The organism is Rheinheimera hassiensis, assembly GCF_022436675.1.
In the GTDB taxonomy this organism is placed as follows: Bacteria; Pseudomonadota; Gammaproteobacteria; order Enterobacterales; family Alteromonadaceae; genus Alishewanella; species Alishewanella hassiensis.
Genome location: NZ_JAKUJZ010000002.1, coordinates 258,621 through 280,185, shown reverse-complemented (window position 1 = coordinate 280,185; position 21,565 = coordinate 258,621). Strand labels below are relative to the sequence as shown.

The window sequence follows — 21,565 nt, the reverse complement described above, 5'->3', positions numbered from 1 at the left end:
CGTGTTAGTTCTGTTGTTTTTCAAACTGCATATCGAACAGTGTAGCGCTGATCACGGCTCTGTTTTCTAATTCAAAGGTAACGAGCTCTCCGCCTGGTGGTATTAGCGCTAACCGTATTGTATCTGCCTGCGGATAAGCTGTGGCAACACCTTGTAACAACCCAATCCTTGCTGTTAAAACGTTGCCATCTGCATCAATAAACAAGGTACCTAACTGAGGGTGAACATAACGCCCAGCATAATGCTCTACCGGTAAAGTAAGCGCCCATTTTCGTTCTGCCATAGCCTGCTGTGATTTGACATAACCCGCTGCCAGCTTTTGAAATTGTTGTGTCAGTTGTGTAGCACGTTCGGTAGCACCGAGGGACGAGCCTGCAAGCTTGTCGTAAACAAAGTTGGCAATCGCGTCTGGCAGGAAAGAGCCGACCAAAGCCTCATTGGTAAATACAGCCACACCGACCTCACGCTCTGGCAGGTAAGAAACATGAGACCGAAAGCCTGAGAAACTGCCAAAATGCTGTAACATAGGCTGTCCGGAGTAACGGGCAATATACCAACCAAGTCCATAATCCTCACGTTGGTAATCGCCAAATGTCTGGTCCACGCTGGCCAATGGCAAACGGGTTTGCCGGACAACAGCGGCTGGCAATATTTGCTTACTACCGACGCAGCCCTCCCTAATCATCAGCTCCAGCCATAACAGAGCATCAGCGGAGCTCATTAGCATACCTCCAGCGGAGTGCATGGTATTGTCCTGCTTATCTAATGCCAACGCTTGTACCGACTTACCATCTGGCGTTAGCAAAAAGGGGCTGGCAATTGACCAGCCTGCGGCTACGGCTTCCGACATATAGGCTGTTGTATGTGTCATACCTGCGGGCTGGATAATTTCTGCCGTAATAAGCTGCTGCCAGTGGGTTGCCAGCTGTTTATCAGTCAGTGTCGTCAGGATGTTATAACCCGTGTTGGTGTATTTGAATGTGCCCAGTGGTGCATTGGTATTAACTGAAGATGTCTGCAAAAGTTGCCATAACACCTCAGGGGTAGAATCGCCGGTATAAGCACTACGAATAGCAATGGCATCATTTTTTATGCCCGAGGTATGCGCCAGCAGTGATCTTAATGTTACCTGCTCCGGCTTAATAGCCGCTGGCCATGGAACTTGAGGTGCAAAGGTGGCTAAGCTGCTATCGAGATTAATTTTGCCTTGCTGGTGCTGGTTGTTCATACTCAGCGCCACAAACGACTTGGTTGAAGAAGCAATATAGAATGCAGTATCCGGTTTTACTGCTTCGCCGCTGACATTGGCCTGACCGAAGCCCTGAACATAAACTCCTTCAGGCGTATAAATTGCCACCCCAACCCCAACAGATACACCAGTTTGCGCCAGAAAACTATTTATCAACGTATCCACTTCTGACGCAACCATTAGCTGTTTAGGCTGCGCTGACGATTTATAGCTACAGGCTGACAGCAAAGATATCATCAAGCAGGGTACAATAAGGCGACCGAATTGAAACATAACTCTTCCTTTTAGGCATGATCAGGTCGTAATAATGCCAGTTTTATCCCCAGGGTATAGGACGATCTTAACAGTCAGCCTGCAACCATAGACGCTGATAATAGCCGGGCGTATGGCCCGTTGCACGGCGAAACACCCTGCACATATGGCTTTGATCATAAAATCCCACCGCAACTGCAATGTCCGCCAGACTGGTTTGAGTTAGCAGCAGTTGTAGTGCCCGCTTAACGGCATGAGACTGCGCAAACAGGGTGATAGAAGTACCAAAACAACTATGAAATAACCTGGATATATGTGCCGGATGCACTCCAACTGAGCTGGCGTAATCTGATATGTTGATCCCAACCAGCCCCGTCTCCTCTATCTGTGCTTTTAACAGATTAAGCCAGGCCGGTGGCTTAGGCCGCCGTTGTAACATGCCCACGGCAGCAGCACAGATATCGCCGATGGTGACGTGCAGTGCAGCACCGTTGCCCGCCACTGCAGCGTCAATAGCTGCTGCAGTATGTAATAAAGCCAGGTTTCCCTTTTGCAACTGCCAGCCAATTATATCCACTTTGTCATGTAGACCGTCGTCACCATGCATTTGCGGTTCAATGGTGATATGGGTGGCACCCGCCGCGCAATAGCGGTTTTCATGGCGCGTCTGATATGACTTCAACAGGATGTCACCCGACATCACCACCGCCGACTGCTGCGCAACATCTTCTGCTACTGCGCCGTTAAGTGTTAAGGTAATACGTGACTGCTTATCATAGTGTGGTTTAAAAATGGTGGAAGCAGCGTAACGTTTTGATATCACCCGCAATGAATGATCCTCAAATAACACTTTGCAATGTTGTACTGTTTGCATTTTTTATACCTTAAGTACTACCGGCCCCCTGTCAACTCTGTTGATACGCTAAACCGGGTGGCCATTGCAATCAAGTTGTTTTGCTGCCAAGACTAAATCGCTAGCTAAGCAGTTGTAATAGTTGGGGCGGTTTTAAGCTAAACCCAACACCTTCAGCATACAACGGATAACAACCACAGCGCACAATCGTTCGCTGAAAAAATTCTTTAGCATCACAAATTAAAAAAATTAACTAATCATATTCAGTAACTTAATCCAATAAACACCAAGCACCGCCACTACGAACTGGCCAAACCAGCCATTTTAGTGTACAACTGTACGCTGAAATAAACTAATAGCGTGATCCCGTAGTGAAGCCATTTTTATCCCGCCTTTGGCGTAACTTTTGTTTAATGCTGGGCAACCAGAGCTCGTTAACGCTGTACTTTCTGCCGCTATTGCAGCGCTTAGCATCGGGCTTTTTACCTGGCCAATACCGTGCCAGCCTGCTGTGCCGGCAATGGCAAACGGCAGATATGCTGCAGCTTAGCTTTAACGTGTCAGGCCGCTGGCCAGGCTTTGTGCCGGGGCAACATGTGTTATTAACACTGCAGCACAATGGCCGCTATATCAGCCGGCCTTTTAGTATTTGCTCGCCACTTAGCCTGTGGCAAAGCCAGCAACACATACAGCTGTGTTGCAAAATTAACCGCGCCGGTGAATTTACGCCGTTATTAAATCAGCTGAAAAATGGTGCTGTGGTCAATATCAGCAAAGCGCAGGGCGATTTTTACTGGCAACAACCGGCCACGGCCGCAGTATTTGTGGCCGCAGGATCTGGCATAACGCCCGTTGCTGCCATGCTGTTAAGCCAGCGCCACTGGTTAGCGCCGGTAAGCTTGTTTTATCGCTGTCGCGGCAGTGAAAACGCCGCCTTGCTTAGCGAGCTGACACAGCTGGCAGCACGCCAACCACTATTTACCTTAACGTTATCTGACAGCCGCACCGAGCCTGCTGAAACCCTGCAACAACAGCTGATGACTAACAGCAGCAAGCAGTTTTATCTGTGTGGCCCGGCGGGTTTTATGCAGCAGATACGCACGGCGCTTACTAATAGCGGCGTAAGTGCAGCGCAGATCCGGCAAGAGCAGTTTGGCTTAGCTATAGCAGCGCCTGCAGAACACATGGCGGCTGGCCTGCAGTTAAGCGCCAGCTTTATCCGCGCTGGCATCAGCACCCAGGTTACGCTAAACCCACAGCAGAGCTTATTACAAAACGCCGAGCAGCATGGTTTAGCGCCGCGTTTTGGCTGTCGTATGGGCGTGTGTTTTCAATGCGTGTGCGACAAAGTGTCAGGCCAGGTGCGTGATATCCGCAGCGGTGCTCTAAGCGGCCACGGCGCCGAACAAATTCAGCTGTGTGTCAGCCAACCGGTAACCGAATTAGTGATTAAGCTGTAACAGGACTTTTTATGAAACTAACCACCGAACAATTTACCGCGCTTGAGCAAGAGCTGGATAATATAAAACAGCAGGTGCAGACGCAATTGGGTGATACCGATGCACGCTATATCCGCCGTGTATTGCTGGTACAACGCTTAAGCGCACTCAGCGGTCGTATTTTACTGGTGCTGGGCTTTATTACGCCCTGGCTCTGGCTGGCAGGTGTGCTGCTGTTAGCGCTGGCAAAAATTCTCGACAATATGGAAATTGGCCACAATGTGCTGCATGGTCAATATGACTGGATGAATGACCCGGTGCTGCATTCCAAACGTTACGAGTGGGATATTGCCTGCGATGCTGGCTCATGGCAGCGCACACACAACTTTGAGCACCACACTTACACTAATATTATCGGCAAAGACCGCGACTTTGGTTACGGCCTGCTGCGCTTAAGTAATGATTTTCGCTGGCGGCTGCGTAACCTGTGGCAAGGTGGCACTTACCTGCTGCTAAGCATGTTATTCCAATGGGGCGTGTCGTATCACGAACTGGCAGCGCAGCGCGTTTTTGCCGGTAAAAAGAAGGCCGATCGCCACACTCAGGTTAGCGACAGCGAACTGAAAAAAGCGTTTTTTGGCAAAGGTGCGCGGCAGTTGGTTAAAGACTATGTATTTTTCCCGCTTATCGCCGGGCCCATGTGGTTGTGGGTATTGTGCGGTAACTTGCTGGCGAATTTAATCCGCAATTTGTGGACATCCACAGTGATTTTTTGCGGCCACTTTACCAAAGAGGTGTATGCCTTTAATGCTACAGAGTGCGAGGGCGAAAGCCGTGGCCAGTGGTACTATCGGCAAATGCTGGGTTCGTCTAATTTTACCGGCCCTACCTGGCTGCATATTTTAACCGGCCATTTAAGCTGCCAGATAGAGCACCATTTATTCCCTGATATCCCGGCACGGCACTACCCTGCTATGGCAAAGCAGGTGCAGGCAATAGCGGCAAAATATGCTATTCCATACAATACCGGCAGCTTTGTGCGCCAATACAGCACGGTGTTTTTACGCATTATGCGCTATTCACTGCCGGGCGGTGATAAAGCAGTAAAGGCATTGTAGTTCGGTGTGGCGGAAACCAGTTTGCCCACGCTAACACGCCGTAAACCCATCCATGGGGGCTCGATTCGGCCATCCTGGCCTGCAACGGTTAGCTTAGAGCAAATTGGTTCCCTCACCAGAAATCTGGCTACCCCCAACAAGCAGTTACTGCGCAGTGCGCTTATCGGTGCGGTCCAGCGTGCGGATAATATCGCGCCAGCTTAAAATACCCTGCGGCCGGTTTTGGCTGTCTACCACAGGAATACAGGATACGCCTTCGGTGTTAAACAGATGAATAGCGTCCATTATTTTCGCCTGTGGCTGCAAAGTAACCGGCTTTCGCAGCATAACCTGATGCACTTTTTTATTTAATGTAGCTAAGTCGCGCGGTGTTTCTGCAGCGGTACCAATATGCGGGCTTAAAGCTTTAAATAAATCACGATCAGACAACACTCCCAGCAAAATGCCTTTTTCCACCACCAGCACATGGTGAAATTTAACGTTATCAAAAATCTGTTTTACCACCGATAAGGTATCGTCCGGCGATACGCTCACCGGTTTGGTACTCATTAATTGAGCGACATTCAACATCAGGGTTAACCTTTACTACGCAGAAAAAACGCCACTATCACCGAGGTAAGCACGCCCATAATGGCGGCGCCGATTACACTTTGCAGCATATAGTTAGTTAAACTAAAGTACTCTAAAGCCTGCTCCGTCGTCATCATGCCTTGTGTTACAACATAGGCCTGCATGTTGAGGAAATAGTTCGGGCTAATAACCATATGCGCAAGCCACTGCGCAGCCGGGCTTAACAATACCACCACTAAGGTAATCAGCAACCCCGCTTGCATGCCCTGCTTCCAGCTCATAATGCCATTATAATCGCGCTGCTTTTTTTGCCTAAGCGCCAGCACATAAACCAGTATTGCCGGTATAGCGAATAAATTCGTGTAGGTGGCGTGCTGCGCAATATGCCGGCCATGCAGGCCTGTCAACTGCTCGGCCCATATCCACAGCAGCATCACAGCGGTAAAAATAATGCCCCAGCGTATTTCCGTCAGATATTTTTGCATAACGTATTGTTCTTGTTAGCTTAGACGTACCAAAACTATAGCGTTTTTAACTCGCTTTACCAGCTGTTTTCACTGACATACCTATACTTAAAACCGGCAGCAGACAAAGGTACAGCTTATGCAACAGGCAATACAGCATTGGCTGGCGGCGCTTTACGGCTGTGGCGCTAAATGCGGAATGAGTTATGGCGCTAGCTATCGCACAGCTGCTGGTGCAGCGCTTTTAACGTTTTAATATCTTCGCTGTAGGCCATTGCATGTTCAGCACGGGCCAGCGCGGCTGCCGAATGGCGTTGTGTATGCGGGCGAAACTCTGCCCGCTGCCCGGCCAATGCCAGCAGGCTTTTTTGCAGGCGAATTTGCACTTCCAGCATAGCGGCGCCATCACGCGCAATCGGGGTGTAAAAATCATCAAATAAATCGGTGAGTGACAGCGGTAACACCGATACCTGCGGATATTGTATCGTTGCGTTATCCATCGATGGGGCCTGCCAGTTACTTAACACCCGCATACCCCGGCCAATAATTTCGATGGCAGTACCGGGATCATTAATCGCCGGTGATAAGGCTTTAGAGGCAATTTCAGCCAGTACCAGCAAACCAAAACGCGGGTCCTGATCAAAAGTGCGGTAGTTACTGATGCAAAACGCATCCAGCGGTACCGAGCTGGTATCTGCCGGTGCCGGGCTAAGCCACAGCAGTGGCCGGCAGGGTTCAACAAATACGCCGGGGCGCACTGCCACATAGGCTTGGCAGTTGTTTTCTGCTGCCCACTTATTAATGGCTTTAATATCAATAAGCTGTAAATAGCCGATGGTATTTGTCAGCACAGGTTTGGCATCCTTTGGGATCTGCTGCAAACTCTGTAGCGGCTGTGCTTGCATCCAGGGATATTTATTGTGCCGTTTTAACGCAGCATAAGCCTGATCTTCCACTTTACCGGCGGTTTCGCCTACCCGACCCAGGCTGGATAAATGACTGATCCAAATCAGGATCATCACAACAATCAGCACAATCACTAAAATAGTAGCCAGAAACAGCACCACCCGGCCACGTTGATTATACACTTCGGTATTAAGCAAAATAATGCTGACAATGCTGAATAAAAACGAACCAACAAAAGTTGCCAGTGCATTTTGTGTGGTGCTGTCTTCCATTAACAAACGGGTCGCACGCGGCGATACATCTTTACTGGATGCACTATACGCCGCCACCATTACACTGAGTGAGAAGGTGGTAACAGTAAGCATACTGGAGGCCAGTATATTAAGGATATTTCCAGCAGCACCGGCGCCGATAATGTCCGACAGCGCTTCTGGTATATAATCCTGAACCAGCACAGCAACTAACGCTGAAAACAGTGCCAGCACAGCAAAAGCCACGGTACGTACCCACAACTTGCGACCTAGCTGTACTAACTGCCAGCCCAACTTCGACACCATGATTCAGCCCTTTTTTTATGTTGTGCTTTTCAGCGGCAATGCGTTTTACAAACAATACTTTTCACAAACCATCGGGGCACCTGCAGCAAACTGCCCACAGGTGCCATTGGCGTTATTACTGCTGTAAAGACGCATCACGCACGGCGCGGAACTCCTTACCCTGATGCCAGTTTGGCCAGCTATTACTGTTGGCCAACTCGTGCCCTACCTGATAGTACAGGTGTAAATCCTGCTGCGCACCGCGTAAATCCCAGTTGGGGTCAAACTCATCATTTACTTTGTGATAGTAATCGCGCACATAAATACGCCGCTGCTCCAGGCCCCAGTCTTTGCCATGTTCAAAGCTGTCTACACCGCCGCGGGCATACAGCATAGGCACGCCTTTTTTCGCCAGGTTAAAGTGATCTGAGCGGTAGTAAAAACCATCCTGCGGTGTCGGCTCTGGTGCAGTATAACGGTTTTGTGCTTTAGCGTATTTTTCCAGTATCGGCTCCAGCTCTGAGCTGCCATAGCCAAACACCATCACATCGCGCATTGGGCCGTATACGTTAATCACATCCATATTAATACCGGCAACGGTTTTATCTAAGGCAAATAACGGGTTATTCGCATACCAGGCTGAACCCAGCAGGCCGCGCTCTTCTACCGTTACCGCTAAAAACGCGACTGAGCGCTTAGGTGGCGGGCCGGCTTTAAACTGCTCGGCCAGGGCCAGTAAGGCGGCAACGCCACCGGCATTGTCCTGAGCACCGTTAAATACTTTATCGTCCGGGCGGCTGAAATCCAGGCCGAAATGATCCCAGTGCGCCATATAAATCACGGCTTCATCGGGCTTTTCACTGCCTTCGATATAGCCAATAACATTGCTGGAGCTAAGCTCACGCAAATTATTGCTAATACTAACCGCCGCTTTGGCGTTAAGTGGTACCGGCTTAAAATCTTTGCTCAGCGCCTGCTGACGCAGTTGCTCCAGTGAAGTGCCATTGGCTGCGAACAGTTTTTCGGCAGCATCCAGTGATAGCCAGCCTTCTACTTCGGTTTTATGCAGGTTCTTGTTGTCGTTAGCCAGCTCAAAACGTATTGGCGAAGTACCCGCCACCACATTCCAGCCGTAGCTGGCAGCATCGGTTTCGTGCACTATCAGCGCCATAGCGGCACCCTGGCGGGCGGCTTCTTCGTATTTGTACGTCCAGCGGCCGTAGTATGTCATGGCGTTGCCGGTAAACAGCTCTGGGTCTTGTGTGGCGTAGCCGGGGTCATTTACCAGCATTACCACGGTTTTGCCTTTTACATCTAAACCGGCGTAATCATTCCAGTTATATTCCGGTGCCACTATGCCATAACCGACAAACACTACTTCGCTGTCAGCAACATCAATTTGCCCCAACATCCGGGTAGACCAGGCCATCATATCGGTTTTATAAGTCAGTGTAGTGTTGGTGCCGCTGTTATCGGTCAGCGTTAATGCCGATACTTTAACCGGGTCTATTTGCACCACGGGTACGCTCTGGCGATAGCTGTCACCGCTGTACGGTGTTAAACCAATGCGGGCGAACTGTTGCTCCAGATACTGCACGGTGTTTTCTTCACCTTTAGTCGCCGGGGCGCGGCCTTGCATTTCATCTGAGGCAATTTTCTGAAAATAACCGGCGAAATTGGCGTTAAAACTGGTTTGTAGCAGGGGTTGCTCTTCCGGTGGCGGTGGCGGCGTATTCTGCTTTGAACACGACGCCACTAACAGGCTGGCGGTAACCGCAGTTACCAGCAAAGGGCCGAACTGAAGTGTCATCAGGTTTCCTCAAATAAGCTAAGATAAGTACTTACCTTAGCCTATTGCCGGCCCGGACACGACAGCATTGAGACAAACAGCCTGGATCAGGGCTTAATTTTATAAATTACATTCACTGATTTTTCTAACTGAATATGTTTTGGCACTATTAAGTTACTGCTGCTACTTTCTGCCATGTCGGCTTTACGCATAGCGCCATAGCTTACCGAGCCGGCGCCAAAACCAAAATCACCGGCCATAGCCCCCCAGCCTGATGCCTCACTGATAGCAAATACAGAACTGATTTTAACGCCTTGCGCCGCAGCTAAACTATTGGCCCGGCTGCGGGCATCAGCACCGGCTTTTTCACTTAACTGCTGCTCGTATTGTTCGCGCTGGCTGCTGTCAAAACTACCACTGATAGAAAAAATTTGCGGCTGTTTAAACAAGTAATCCATTACCGCAACATAGTTGGTCAATTGGTTCAGCGTTACCACTATAGGCTGGCTGGCTTCGTAGCCGGTTATGGCTCTGTCGTTGTAGTCTTTAAACAGCGCTTCTTTGTTAATCTGGGCGGCGTCAATGTCGGCTTCGGTAATGCCTTGCTTGGCCAGAAACTGCATTAAATCACGGCCCTGTTTGTACACAGCTTCAGTAGCGGCATCGGCTTTATCTGCGGTTTGGCGGATCACAAACTGAATGCGGGCTTTGTCTGGTGCAACTTCCAGTTTGGCAGCACCGGTAACATTAATAAACGGAAAATCCGGTAACGGGCTGGCCTGTACAGCACCAGTAAGCGTAAATGCCAAAGCGGCAGTAATAGTGGCTAATTTCATATAAACCTCGTGTTTTGTTTAAAGCGCATTACAGCAAAGCTTTGCCGTTTAAGTTGTTACTATTTGTACAGTTGTATTTGGCCTGAGTTTGCCTTTACACTCTGCTTTCTTTCGATTTTAAGGAAACACCATGTCTGTACGCCTGCTTCCCCTTAGCACGGCCCTGCTCTGCAGCAGCTATGCTTTTGTCGCTACCGATACTCTGGCCGCTACCGATGCCTATACCTACGCCAACTTTGATGCCGTAACAGTAAAGCACCTGCACCTGGATTTAGCCGTTAACTTTGAGCAAAAAGCCCTAACCGGCTTTGCCGATTTACAACTTAACTGGCTAAACAACACTGGCAACACGGTATATCTGGACACCCGTGATCTGGTTATCGACCGTATTTACGCTAAACGTGCCGACGGTAACTGGCAAAAAGTGCCTTTTACACTGGGGCAGCGCGATGCGGTGCTGGGCAGCAAGCTTACAATCAGCCCGACCTTTCAGGCGCAAACGCTGCGTATTTACTACAGCTCTACCGATAAAGCCTCTGGCCTGCAGTGGTTAACGCCAGAGCAAACCGCCGGTAAAACCACGCCCTTTATGTTTAGCCAGAACCAGGCCATTCATGCCCGCAGTTGGATCCCCATTCAGGACACCCCGGCCGTGCGCATGACATACAGCGCACGCATTCAAACCCGTGACGATGTTTTGGCTATTATGAGTGCCAATAATGAACCGGGCATGATTCGCGATGGCGATTACCAGTTTGTTATGCCGCAGGCTATTCCGGCTTACTTAATTGCCATAGCCGCCGGTGATTTAGAATTTAAAGCCATGAGTGAGCAAACCGGCATTTATGCCGAGCCTTATATTCTTAACGCCTCGGCCGAAGAATTTGCCAGCACCCAGGCAATGATCGATGCCACTGAACAGCTGTACGGTGACTACCGCTGGGGCCGTTACGACTTACTGATCTTACCGCCCAGCTTCCCGTTTGGCGGCATGGAAAACCCGGTACTGAGCTTTATTACCCCAACCGTGGTGGCCGGTGATGGCAGCCTGGTGAATTTAATTGCCCACGAGCTGGCGCACTCCTGGTCGGGTAACCTGGTAACTAACGCCACCTGGCGTGATCTATGGCTCAACGAAGGTTTTACCTCCTATGTTGAAAACCGCATTATGGAGCAAGTGTTCGGTACCGATCGCGCCGTGATGGAACAAGCACTATCGGTGCAGGGTTTAAAAGATGAGCTGGCAGAGCTACCCGCTAACGACAGCATTTTGCATCTTGACCTGCACGGCCGTGATCCGGATGACGCTTTTAGCGGTGTGCCTTACACCAAAGGCCAGCTGTTTTTAATGTTTCTGGAGCAAAAATTCGGCCGTGACAAGTTTGACCCCTTTGTACGGCAGTACTTTGACGACCATGCCTTTCAAAGCCTGGATACCGCACGCTTTGTAACCTATTTAAATACCCACTTACTGCAAAAATATCCGGGCATAGTGTCGCTGGACGAGGCAAAAAGCTGGATTTACCAGTCTGGCTTGCCAGCGGGCACACCCGATCCGCAGTCAGATGCGTTTAATCAGGTACAGCAACACGCCAACAACTGGCTGGCCGGTAACAGTGAGCTAAGCAGCCTGCCTACCGACAACTGGACAGTACACGAATGGCTGTATTTTATTAATAATCTGCCGCTGACTATAACACCGGAGCAACTGGCCGAGCTGGACGCCACCTATAGCCTGACGCAATCGGGCAACAGCGAAATTGCTCATGCCTGGTATTTGCTGGCACTTAAAACCGGCTATCAGGAAATTGCCGCCCCGCTGGAGCAATATCTGATTGGTATTGGCAGGCGTAAGCTGATTATTCCGCTGTATAAACAGCTTGCCACTACGCCCGAAGGCCTGGCATTTGCCCGTGCCGTATACGAAAAAGCCCGCCCCGGTTACCACCCGCTGGCGCAGGGCTCGGTTGATGAAATACTAAAATAGCTACAACCGTAGCATAACAGCCCATAACAGTGGTGTTGCGTTTGCCGCAGCCCCACTGTTACGCTTTAACTGCATCTAACAACCAGTCGGGCTCGATACAGTCTGGCAAATGCGCGGCAATAAAGCCGGTTAACGACTGCGCGGCATAAGATAAGCGTTTATCGGCATTACGCACCAGATACCAATGGCTGTTAAGCGGAAAACCGGCTACATCCAGCACCGCCAGTTTTTCCCGCCCCTCAAGCAAGGTATGGCCGGAAATCACCGACAACCCCAGCCCCGCCGCTACACTAAGCCGTATCGCTTCGTTGCTTTCAATCTGCATACTGTGGCTAAGCTGTATCCCTTGGCTGCTAAGCCAGGCTTCAAACATCATCCGTGTGGCGCTACCGGGTTCTCGCAGTAAAAACCGCTCTTGTTTTAGCTTTGCAAAACTCAGCTGTCGCTGCCCCACAGCCCAATGATCCAGCGGTGCAATAAGCTGCAGCGGGTTTTTCACTATCGGTGTGGCCAGCACATGCTCACCACCGGGCGGGTGGCTAAACAGGTAAATATCGTCTTGTTGCTGCTCAAAACGGCTTAAAATTTGCGCGCGGTTGCCAATGTGCAGGGTCACCTCAATCTGCGGAAAACGCCGGTAAAACGGCCCCAAAATGCGCGGCATTAAATACTGCGCGGTATTCACCACCGCTATGCTTAAGCTGCCGCGCCGCCCGGCATGCAGCTCACTGATTTCACTATCTAAATCATCAAACCGGCTTAACACATCGCAGGCCGCCTGATACAACGCCTGGCCCGCAGCAGTGGGTTGCAAGGTGCCGGCGTGGTTTTGCAATAACGGCTCGTTTAACACCTCAGACAGTTTTTTCAGCTGCAGCGATACCGTCGGTTGGGTTAAATACAGTGCCCGCGCCGCGGCGGAAACACTACCCAGTTGCACCACCTTGATATACACCTGCAGCAAGCGAAAACTTAATTGCCGTACGTCCATTACGCCCTCTTTCAATTACATCGACAAATAAACCCATAGATAATTATCTATATAAAACACCGATATTATTAATTAGGCAATAGAAAACTTTTTCGGCACACTGCGCCAGTTTTAATTTTCGGAGAGTGTCATGCCTGATGTTGTAATAGCGTTTTTTGCCCTGGGCCTGCTGGCCGGGCTGGTAAAATCAGATCTAAAAGTCCCGCTGCCAATATACGAAACCCTGTCGATTTTATTGATGCTAACCCTTGGCTTAAAAGGCGGTATGGCGCTGCACGGGGTACCGCTGATGCCAATATTGCCCGAGCTTGGCCTGATTGCCGCCACCGGCGTAGCGCTGCCGCTAATGCTGTATCCGCTGCTATGCAAACTGGTGCGCCTTAGCAGCGCCAATGCCGCCAGTGTTGCGGCGCATTATGGCTCGGTAAGCGCCGGTACCTTTGCTGTAGCAATGGCGCTGGCAATGCAACACAACTTGCCGATGCAGCCGCAAACCACACTGTATCTGGTGCTGCTGGAACTCCCTGCCATTGTTACCATGCTGTGGTTGTACCGTTATGTTAACGGCAGTAAGGCGGGCTCTTTAGCCATACTGCATGAAGCCTTAACCAGCCGCGGCGTGTTACTACTTGGTGGCGGCTTACTGATTGGCTGGCTATACGGCCATGACGGATTATCAGCGATTACACCGGTATTGCTGGGCGGCTTTAACACCCTGCTGGCGCTGTTTTTATTGGAAATGGGCCTGTGCACCGCCAAAGTATGCTCGCCATTGCCGGTTAAACAATGGCGGCTAATGCTGTTTGCGCTGCTGGCGCCCTTTGTGCTGGCCTGGCTGGGTATTGGCCTGGGCCTGCTGCTGGGGTTAAGCAGTGGCAGTATGCTGATATTAGCGGCACTGGTAGCCAGTGCTTCTTATATTGCCGCCCCGGCTGCCATCCGCGCCGCCATACCTGATGCCGATATCGGCCTGGCCCTGCTGGCGGCTCTGGGCATTACCTTCCCACTAAATGTACTGATCGGGCTGCCGCTTTATTTAAGCTGGATCACAGCGCTAACCGGTTAACGCGGGCAGGTTAAAACCAGGTAGCTTAAAGCTGCCGGGTTAAAGCGCTAAGCGGCGCAGCCGCAGCGCGTTAGTTACCACAAATACGCTGGATAACGCCATAGCGCCGGCGGCCAGCATGGGTGATAATAGCAGGCCAAAGGCCGGGTACAGCGCCCCGGCCGCTACCGGCAATAGCAGCGCGTTATAGCCAAAGGCCCAGAATAAATTCTGGCGGATATTGCGCAAGGTGGCTTTGCTAAGCGCTATGGCATTAACTACACCCATAATATCGGCACGCATTAACACCACATCGGCCGCTTCTATCGCGATATCGGTGCCGTTACCCACCGCCAGGCCAATATCGGCCTCTGCCAGCGCCGGTGCATCGTTAATACCATCGCCGACAAAAGCCACAGCACCAAACTCAGCGCGTAGCTGTTTTACGGCATCAACCTTGCCTTGCGGCAACACTTCGGCCACCACCGTATCAATTTGCAACTGTTTGGCAATCGCTTCAGCGGTATGGCGGTTGTCGCCACTGATCATTGCCACTTTTAAGCCCAACTGGTGCATAGCCGTTATCGCGTCTGCTGAGCCGGGTTTTAGCGTATCGGCCACCGCCAGCATTGCCGCAAGCTTGTTATCCAGCGCCAGATACAATACGGTTTTACCGCTTTTGGCCAGCGTATCGGCCTGAGCCGCCAGCGCGGTTACCTCCAGCTTAAGCTGCTGCATAAAACGGTCGGCGCCAATGGCAACCTGTTGGCCGTTAACCGTGCCGCTTACCCCCATGCCGCTGTGCACTTTAAAGTCGCTTACCGGCGGCAATGTTAGTTGCTGCGCCGCCGCGGCAGCCACTAAAGCTTCAGCCAGCGGATGCTCAGATTGTTGCTCCAGTGCCGCGGCCAGCGCCAGCATAGCCTGCTCATTCAGGCCGGGTTGCAGTATTAAGGTGTCGGTCAGTTGCGGCTTACCTTCGGTTAGGGTGCCGGTTTTATCCAGCGCAATAACCTTACAATCGCGCAGCGTTTGCAGTGCACTGCCCTGGCGAAACAAGATGCCAAGCTGTGCAGCGCGACCGGTGCCCACCATTATTGATGTCGGTGTGGCCAGGCCCATGGCGCAGGGGCAGGCAATAATCAGTACCGCTACAGCATTTACCAGCGCCAGGCTAAGTGCCGGCTGTGGCCCCCACAGCAACCAGGCGGCAAAAGTAACAGCCGCCAGCAACATAACCAGCGGCACAAAAATCGCCGTTACTTTATCTACCAGCGACTGAATGGGTAATTTGTCGCTTTGCGCTTGCTGCACCAGAGCAATAATTTGTGCCAACACGGTATCACCGGCGGCTTTGCTCACGCGCACCTGCAGCACGCCCTGCTTATTTACCGTACCGGCATACACCGCATCACCGCGTTGCTTGGCTTTGGCCAGCGGCTCACCGCTTAGCATCGACTCATCGATATAGGACTCGCCCTGCTCTACTTTGGCATCCAGCGCAATACGCTCGCCAGCGCGCACTAATAACAGGTCGCCGGGTTTAATTTGCGCCAGCGCAACTTTATGCTGGCTGCCGTCTATCAGCAGCGTTGCCGTAGATGGCTGCAAACTGAGTAACTGCTGTATCGCCGCGCCGGTTTGGCCTTTAGCGCGCGCTTCCAGGTAACGCCCCAGCAGAATCAGTGTCACTATTACCGCTGCGGCTTCAAAATACACCTGCGCCGTGCCATCCGGCAGCAGCTGCGGCATAAAGGTGGCCACCAACGAAAAGCCCCAGGCCGATAAGGTGCCCAGCGCCACTAAAGAATTCATCTCCGGCTGGCCTTTTAACAGCAACGGAATACCGGTTTGAATAAAACGTCGGCCCGGCCCCAGCAACACCAGCGTGGTCAGCACCGCCTGAAGTTGCCAGTTCAGGCTTTGGCCCAAAGTGGCCATTAACCAGTGATGAAACGCCGGAACAAGATGAGCACCCATTTCCAGGATAAATACCGGTAAAGTTAATACAGCAGCCAGCCATAGATCGCGCAGCAACAGAGCTTGCTCTGCCTGCTTTTTTGCCGTTTTATCCTGCTGCGCAGCCTGTTTATCCGCCTCTGGCTCCAGCGCTGTAGCTTTATAACCGGCGCCCTGTAACGCTGCCACTAAAGCCGCCACAGCGGCGCTGCCCTCTACCTGCGCCTGCTCGGTGGCCAGGTTAACACTGGCAGAGTGCACGCCCGGCACCGCCAGTAAGGCTTTTTCTACCTTGCCAACACAAGAGCCGCAGTGCATATCACCGATATTAAGCGTGATTTTTGACATTATTTTCGACATTAGTTTGTCTCCGCTGCTGGTTTAACTACGCGTTGGCTTCGCCAGGTGCTGTAAAATGGCACAGTGTGCGCCACCATCGGCAGCACACTGCGCTATCATCTGCTGCAAGGTTTGTTTCATGGCGTGCAGCTCTTGCAGTTTTAGCTCTACCTCGGCTAAATGCTGCTGCGCCACCTGCTTTACCACAGTGTTAGAGCGCTGCGGGTTTTGCCACAGTGCCAGCAGGCCGACAATATCGGCCAGTGAAAAGCCCAATACACGGGCGCGGCGAATAAACTTAAGTATTTCAATATCTTTTGGCTGGTATTGCCGGTAACCGGCCTCGCTGCGCTGCGTAGGCTGCAACAGCCCGCTTTGCTCATAATGGCGGATCATTTTTGCGCTAAGGCCGGTTGCCGTGGCTGCCTGACCAATATTCATTTTTGTCTCCTGCTGCATCACATTAAGAGCAGTATGAACCTTACCATCATGGCAAGGTCAAGCAGCAATAGTGATTAAACGCACTGATCCATAATGCGCGCCAGCCGTAACCGCAGCAACAGTATTTAGCCAACAGCGCAATTAAGCACGTAGCTGTGCAAAAGAGGCAAAAGATGCAAAAACTGTTTTTTGATGGCAGCTGTGCTTTATGCCGGCGCGAAATTAACTGGCTGGCCCCCAAACTTAAGCCGCATTTAGAGCTTATCGATATCAGCACAGAGGGCTTTAGCGGCTTTGCCGGGGCAAATAAAGCGGCCATGATGCAACAAATTCACTTGTGGCGGGAGGATCATTTCTTAATCGGCATCGACGCCAGCCTGCACTATTGGCAGCTGGCCGGGCACAGCTTGCTGGTAGCGTTGTTGCGCCTGCCACCCTGCTACTGGCTGGCCAGCAAAGCTTATGCTTACTGGGCCGCCAAACGCAGTAATTGCTCAAGCGGCGATTGCACACTCTAACCATGCGCCGGCGAACCTTAACCAAACAAAGCGCAGCAACCAATGCGCAGATTTTACGCCTGCACAACGCCATGGCAGACAAACTGCTGGCAGAGCCCGAGCGGCTGGCTCAAGTACTAAACACGCTTGAACAACGTTATCAGGCCGGTTTACTGCGCCATAGTGGCTATATTCACTGGTTCAGTATTTTAGATTGTATTAACCAGCCGGAACTGTTTAAGGCGGCACTGCTGGATAGCGGCGAACGGATGAATAAACTACGCCGTCGCACAGTGTTAGTGGGTATTTTAACCGAAGACGAGCGCCAGGCTATTTTAATGGAGGGCTTATAATGTCACGCTTATCCGTGTTGGGTTATGCCGGCTTAATGCCTTTTATTGCCCTGCCACTATTGTACCTGCAACCTTTTTATCTCAGTGCGGCACAGGCACTTGAGCTCTACAGCTTGTACAGTGCACTGATTTTAGGCTTTATGGCCGGCGTGTTGTGGCCTGTACTGCATAGCAACACTACAACCACTGCAAAAGCCGACCGTTTAGCCATAGCGGCGGTAATCTTTCCGGTGCTGAGTTTTATCGCCTTATTTACCGCGGTTGAATACTTCTTACTTGCTCAGGCCTGTTTGTTTGTACTGCTGCGTTTAACCGAATACCGCCTCGGTATCAACCGCCAGTACAGCAAAGGCTATCGTGCTTTGCGCAATCAGCTGACGCTGGTAGTCAGCGCCAGCCATCTGTCGTTTTATTGGCTAATCCATTAACTATGGGCAATGTCGGCTAATCAATACGCCAGGCTAAAACGGCGGTTTATATGCTGCGGCTGCTCAACTTCATCCAGCATAGCTGCAGCATAATCACCATTAGAAATACGGCTTTTACCCTCGCTGTCGGTAAGTAAATTATCTAACCCCAGCCGGAAGTTGCCGGTTTTATCGCCCGGAAAAATCTCTGCCGCCGGTGATAAAAAGCTCCAGCTGAGCGTACTTTGCCCGCGCAGCTGCTGCAGTACCTCTGCCGCACCTTCGGCAGTAGCACGGTATTCTGCCGGAAAATCCGCGCTATCCAGTAAGCGGCTGCCATCGGGTAGCAGTAAGGTTGCCGCACCACCGACTACCAGCAAACGGCCGACCTTGCCTGCCGTTGCCGCGTTAAATACCGAATTAAACGCCTGTAAATAATAGCCCTTTACATCTTGCTGCGCGTGGCCGCTAAAGGCACTGATCACCACAGCTTTGCCACTAAGCAGTTTGGTTAACGCCGGCGTATCGTTAATATCCAGCCCTACCACCGTTAAGCCCGCTTTAGCCGCTACGCGCTCCGGCCGGTTTACCACTGCGGTTACCGTGTGGCCGCGGCTTAATGCCTCTGCGGTAATGGCCGAGCCGATAAAACCTGATGCACCTAAAATTACTAATTCCATACTGTTTTCCTCACAAGATTGCTGTCTTAACAATTAATGTGCAGGCATTATCGCGGCTCGATTAACATAGAAAAATAGCTTAATATTAAAATCACTGTTTAATAAATTAAAACAATCATGCCAAATCAAGCGGATTTAAATAGCCTGCAACTGGTGCAGCGTTTACAGCAGGCCGGCAGCTTTACCGCGGCGGCCGAGCAACTGGGCTGCAGCAAAACTACTATTAGCCTGCAGTTAAAAGCGCTGGAGCAGCAACTGGGGGTCGCGCTGTTTCGCCGCACCACGCGCCAGCTCAGCTTAACCCGCGCCGGCGAGCAGCTGCTGCGCGATTGCCTGCCACTGCTGGACGAGCTGCAACAAGCGCTACAGCAATTGCAAAGCAGCGACAAGGTATTGCAGGGCAAGCTGGTATTAAGCGCACCGGAAGACTACACCAACCGCGTGCTGGCCCCGGCAGTAGTGGCGTTTCGCCAGCTGCACCCGGCGCTGGAATTTGAGTTTCGCAGCAGTGATCAGGTAAAAGACGCGGTAAAAGAAAATATAGATTTATCAATACGCATCGGCTGGCTGCGCGACTCCAGCCAGACAGCACGTAAACTGGGTGACTTTGAACAGTGGCTGCTTGCTGCACCTGCCTATCTGCAGCAAGCAGGCAATCCTGTTACTCCCGCGCAGCTACGCCAGCACAGCTTTATTGCTTTTACCGCACTGCGCCAGCCACTGACCTGGCAACTTCAGCAGAAAACGCAACAGGTTGAAGTACAGCTAACCGCCGCTTATAAAAGCAGCTCAACACAAACGATTACCGCGCTAATGCTCGCTGGTGCCGGTATTGGTGTATTACCCGATTACAGCGCAAAGGATCTGGTGCAGCAAGGTGCGCTGACAAGGGTGCTGCCCTATTGGTCTTTAAGCAGCGGCGGTATTTATGCAGTGTATCCCCCCGGCCGCTTCCGCCCTGCCCGGGTTACCGCTTTCGTTGATTTTTTGCAGCAGTATCAGGTTTATAAGCCGGCAAATCCGCTTTAAAAGAGCTGCTTATACATGTCATTTGGTTGGTTAAAATTATACCCCGGTTCAGAACAAAGCTATGATAACTACCAGGCTTCTGCGCCAGGATAAACAGCGGACGTCAGAGTAAAACATGCCGACAAATGGCTAACTAAACTAAAACAGGAGCGTGACTAATGGTGCAGAAAAAAATTTACCAAAGCATAGATGAATATATTGCCGATCAACCCACCGAGGTAGCAGCTGCGCTGGAGCAAGTTAGAACGTTGATCCTCAAGGCGCTGCCAGACACCGAACAACTGCTGAACTACAACATACCCGCTTTTACGCTGATTGCTGGCGGTAAGCGCGAGCAACAAATTATGATCGCAGGTTACGCCAAGCATATTGGGTTTTATCCCCACCCCACTACCATAGAAGCCTTTGCTGATGAGTTAGCCGATTATAAATATGCTAAGGGATCGGTGCAGTTTCCGCTTAACAACGCCATGCCTGAAGATTTGATAATGCGAATGGTTCTGTGGCGAAAACAGCATCTTAATGCATAAAAACAGGCACCCGCTACCGGATGCCTGTTACCGTTGTACGGTGAGGTATGGATTATTTAGACTTCACTACAAGCCAGTATCTTCCATACGAACCTGGCAGAGCTTAAACGGCAGCGTGTTTCTGTCGGTGTCTAACTTGACGACCCTGAGCTGCCCCAGTGAATTGCTATTTAGATGATCGTAAGTCCACAGATAGTCAAACCCATGCGCTTTTGCCTCGTGCCTGTCGGCTAAGATAACCAGCCGGCTTATTTTTGCCAGCAGAATGGCCATATAGCACAGTGCACAAGGTTCGCCTGATGCAATTAAGGTTGCCCCCTGCAATAAAACGCTTTTCTCATGTTGTGAGGCATTTCTTATGGCCTGAATTTCAGCATGCGCGGTACAATCAAGCTGTGCGGCCACCTGATTTACCCCCTCGCCGATAACCTGCCCCTGCTGATTAATAATCACCGCGGAAAACGGCAAACCACCGGCTGTTACATTACTGATCGCCAGGTCAATAGCTCTTTCCCCCCACTGCGTAAGGGCTGGCAGCTGGTTAGGATTACCCATTAACAGCCTCCCGCTGTGACGATGCCGCTACGGCAGCATCTGCAAGTTCTGTCGCCAGGCTGTGCGCGCGGTTGTTGGCATTGCTAACAGAGGTTCTATGCCGATCATCGCCAAACTCCTGATATTCGGCGGCGATTTCATAGATGGTTTCTACCCCCAAATATTTGCTCAGCGTGCGCAGGTGCGGTTGTAAATGGCTGGCATTTTCTCTTATGCCACCTTTTTCAAAGCCGAATTCTCCGCTGGAAGTAACTGTAACCAGTGTTTTGCCAGACAATAAAGGTTGTAACGGAAAGTCGCCGCGGGCCAGGTCGAAGTCAAAGGTTTTGTGTATCCGCACGACTTGATCGAACCAGGATTTTAGCTGAGCTGGCATGCCGTAGTTATACATTGGTGTGGAAATGACAATGATATCGGCCATGGCGACTTCAGCGATCAACTGATCCGATAACGCTAAAATGTCTTTTTGTGCCGGGGTTCTTTTCTCTTCAGGCGTAAACACGGCGCCTATCCAGTCTTGGGTAATAAAGCCTGGTGGGTTCATGCCTACATCACGATAGATATACTCATCTGTAGGGCGCATCTCACGCCAGGTATTAATAAACCGCAGCGCAATATTTTTCGAGATAGAATTGTGGTTTGGGTTTGGGTTCGTAATCGCTCTTACGCTCGAATCTATATGCAATATAGTGCTCATATTCATTACCTTCGTTAGTTAAATTGTGTGTTATCAACGAAGG

22 protein-coding genes are annotated in these 21,565 nt (G+C 51.0%); 9 read left to right on the top strand and 13 right to left on the bottom strand.

Features of this window, described 5'->3' with window-relative positions:
• Window positions 1-4 precede the first annotated feature (4 nt).
• Window positions 5-1,522, bottom strand: coding sequence for a serine hydrolase (locus MJX74_RS04205; RefSeq protein WP_240221139.1), 1,518 nt, complete (start codon window positions 1,520-1,522; stop codon window positions 5-7).
• A gap of 67 nt (window positions 1,523-1,589) precedes the next feature.
• Window positions 1,590-2,375 carry an AraC family transcriptional regulator gene (locus MJX74_RS04200; protein ID WP_240221137.1) on the bottom strand — a complete coding sequence of 262 codons (786 nt, stop codon included), beginning with the start codon at window positions 2,373-2,375 and terminating at the stop codon, window positions 1,590-1,592.
• Between the two features lie 350 nt (window positions 2,376-2,725).
• On the opposite strand from MJX74_RS04200, the gene MJX74_RS04195 reads away from it, so the two are divergent.
• Together MJX74_RS04195 and MJX74_RS04190 are read left to right on the top strand one after the other, a co-directional pair.
• Window positions 2,726-3,814 carry a flavin reductase family protein gene (locus MJX74_RS04195; protein WP_240221135.1) on the top strand — a complete coding sequence of 363 codons (1,089 nt, stop codon included), beginning with the start codon at window positions 2,726-2,728 and terminating at the stop codon, window positions 3,812-3,814.
• A gap of 11 nt (window positions 3,815-3,825) precedes the next feature.
• Window positions 3,826-4,911 (top strand): fatty acid desaturase family protein, encoded by a 1,086-nt coding sequence (locus MJX74_RS04190; protein WP_240221133.1) that lies wholly within the window; start codon window positions 3,826-3,828, stop codon window positions 4,909-4,911.
• Window positions 4,912-5,055: 144 nt separating this feature from the next.
• Here the strand turns inward: MJX74_RS04190 and MJX74_RS04185 are convergent, their stop codons facing one another.
• The 5 genes from MJX74_RS04185 to MJX74_RS04165 all read right to left on the bottom strand — a co-directional run bounded on the left by MJX74_RS04185 (window position 5,056) and on the right by MJX74_RS04165 (window position 10,012).
• Window positions 5,056-5,481 (bottom strand): CBS domain-containing protein, encoded by a 426-nt coding sequence (locus MJX74_RS04185; RefSeq protein ID WP_240221132.1) that lies wholly within the window; start codon window positions 5,479-5,481, stop codon window positions 5,056-5,058.
• Window positions 5,482-5,486: 5 nt separating this feature from the next.
• Window positions 5,487-5,966, bottom strand: coding sequence for a DUF4199 domain-containing protein (locus MJX74_RS04180; RefSeq protein WP_240221131.1), 480 nt, complete (start codon window positions 5,964-5,966; stop codon window positions 5,487-5,489).
• A gap of 191 nt (window positions 5,967-6,157) precedes the next feature.
• On the bottom strand, window positions 6,158-7,408 hold the full coding sequence (locus tag MJX74_RS04175; RefSeq protein ID WP_240221130.1) for a DUF2254 domain-containing protein: 1,251 nt from the start codon (window positions 7,406-7,408) through the stop codon (window positions 6,158-6,160).
• A gap of 115 nt (window positions 7,409-7,523) precedes the next feature.
• Entirely contained in the window at window positions 7,524-9,197 is a 1,674-nt protein-coding gene (locus tag MJX74_RS04170) for a M28 family metallopeptidase (protein ID WP_240221129.1), read from the bottom strand.
• Between the two features lie 86 nt (window positions 9,198-9,283).
• A complete protein-coding gene (locus MJX74_RS04165; RefSeq protein WP_240221128.1) occupies window positions 9,284-10,012 on the bottom strand; it encodes an SIMPL domain-containing protein in 729 nt (242 codons plus the stop codon).
• Window positions 10,013-10,142: 130 nt separating this feature from the next.
• Here MJX74_RS04165 and MJX74_RS04160 point away from each other — a divergent pair, with 130 nt between their 5' ends.
• The gene (locus MJX74_RS04160) at window positions 10,143-11,999 is read left to right on the top strand and encodes a M1 family metallopeptidase (protein ID WP_240221127.1); all 1,857 of its coding nucleotides are present in this window, start codon (window positions 10,143-10,145) and stop codon (window positions 11,997-11,999) included.
• A gap of 58 nt (window positions 12,000-12,057) precedes the next feature.
• On the opposite strand, the gene MJX74_RS04155 is transcribed toward MJX74_RS04160, so the two are convergent.
• Entirely contained in the window at window positions 12,058-12,990 is a 933-nt protein-coding gene (locus MJX74_RS04155; protein WP_240221125.1) for a LysR family transcriptional regulator, read from the bottom strand.
• Window positions 12,991-13,120: 130 nt separating this feature from the next.
• Here MJX74_RS04155 and MJX74_RS04150 point away from each other — a divergent pair, with 130 nt between their 5' ends.
• A complete protein-coding gene (locus MJX74_RS04150) occupies window positions 13,121-14,056 on the top strand; it encodes a sodium-dependent bicarbonate transport family permease (protein ID WP_240221123.1) in 936 nt (311 codons plus the stop codon).
• Window positions 14,057-14,095: 39 nt separating this feature from the next.
• Here the strand turns inward: MJX74_RS04150 and MJX74_RS04145 are convergent, their stop codons facing one another.
• Complete coding sequence (locus tag MJX74_RS04145; protein ID WP_240221121.1) at window positions 14,096-16,354, bottom strand: heavy metal translocating P-type ATPase; 2,259 nt, start codon at window positions 16,352-16,354, stop codon at window positions 14,096-14,098.
• Window positions 16,355-16,375: 21 nt separating this feature from the next.
• Window positions 16,376-16,774, bottom strand: a complete 399-nt coding sequence (cueR, locus tag MJX74_RS04140) for a Cu(I)-responsive transcriptional regulator (protein ID WP_240221120.1) — start codon at window positions 16,772-16,774, stop codon at window positions 16,376-16,378.
• A 173-nt stretch (window positions 16,775-16,947) separates the two neighbouring features.
• Between cueR and MJX74_RS04135 the strand changes: the two genes are divergently transcribed.
• Genes MJX74_RS04135 through MJX74_RS04125 form a run of 3 tightly spaced genes read left to right on the top strand, consistent with a single transcriptional unit; the run spans window position 16,948 to window position 18,052 of the window.
• Window positions 16,948-17,292, top strand: coding sequence for a thiol-disulfide oxidoreductase DCC family protein (locus MJX74_RS04135; protein WP_240221119.1), 345 nt, complete (start codon window positions 16,948-16,950; stop codon window positions 17,290-17,292).
• A gap of 2 nt (window positions 17,293-17,294) precedes the next feature.
• Window positions 17,295-17,624, top strand: coding sequence for a hypothetical protein (locus MJX74_RS04130; RefSeq protein ID WP_240221118.1), 330 nt, complete (start codon window positions 17,295-17,297; stop codon window positions 17,622-17,624).
• Window positions 17,624-18,052: a DUF3429 domain-containing protein gene (locus MJX74_RS04125; protein ID WP_240221117.1), complete on the top strand. Its 429-nt coding sequence runs from the start codon at window positions 17,624-17,626 to the stop codon at window positions 18,050-18,052. Before MJX74_RS04130 ends, MJX74_RS04125 begins: the two co-directional genes overlap by 1 nt.
• A gap of 20 nt (window positions 18,053-18,072) precedes the next feature.
• Here the strand turns inward: MJX74_RS04125 and MJX74_RS04120 are convergent, their stop codons facing one another.
• Entirely contained in the window at window positions 18,073-18,711 is a 639-nt protein-coding gene (locus tag MJX74_RS04120) for an NAD(P)-dependent oxidoreductase (RefSeq protein ID WP_240221116.1), read from the bottom strand.
• A 117-nt stretch (window positions 18,712-18,828) separates the two neighbouring features.
• On the opposite strand from MJX74_RS04120, the gene MJX74_RS04115 reads away from it, so the two are divergent.
• On the top strand, window positions 18,829-19,740 hold the full coding sequence (locus MJX74_RS04115; protein WP_240221115.1) for a LysR family transcriptional regulator: 912 nt from the start codon (window positions 18,829-18,831) through the stop codon (window positions 19,738-19,740).
• A 158-nt stretch (window positions 19,741-19,898) separates the two neighbouring features.
• Window positions 19,899-20,270: an iron chaperone gene (locus MJX74_RS04110; protein ID WP_240221113.1), complete on the top strand. Its 372-nt coding sequence runs from the start codon at window positions 19,899-19,901 to the stop codon at window positions 20,268-20,270.
• A 66-nt stretch (window positions 20,271-20,336) separates the two neighbouring features.
• Here the strand turns inward: MJX74_RS04110 and MJX74_RS04105 are convergent, their stop codons facing one another.
• Both MJX74_RS04105 and MJX74_RS04100 read right to left on the bottom strand, forming a co-directional pair.
• A complete protein-coding gene (locus MJX74_RS04105; protein WP_240221111.1) occupies window positions 20,337-20,825 on the bottom strand; it encodes a nucleoside deaminase in 489 nt (162 codons plus the stop codon).
• Window positions 20,818-21,522 (bottom strand): FMN-dependent NADH-azoreductase, encoded by a 705-nt coding sequence (locus MJX74_RS04100; RefSeq protein ID WP_240221109.1) that lies wholly within the window; start codon window positions 21,520-21,522, stop codon window positions 20,818-20,820. The genes MJX74_RS04105 and MJX74_RS04100 overlap by 8 nt, the downstream gene beginning before the upstream one ends.
• Window positions 21,523-21,565 lie beyond the last annotated feature (43 nt).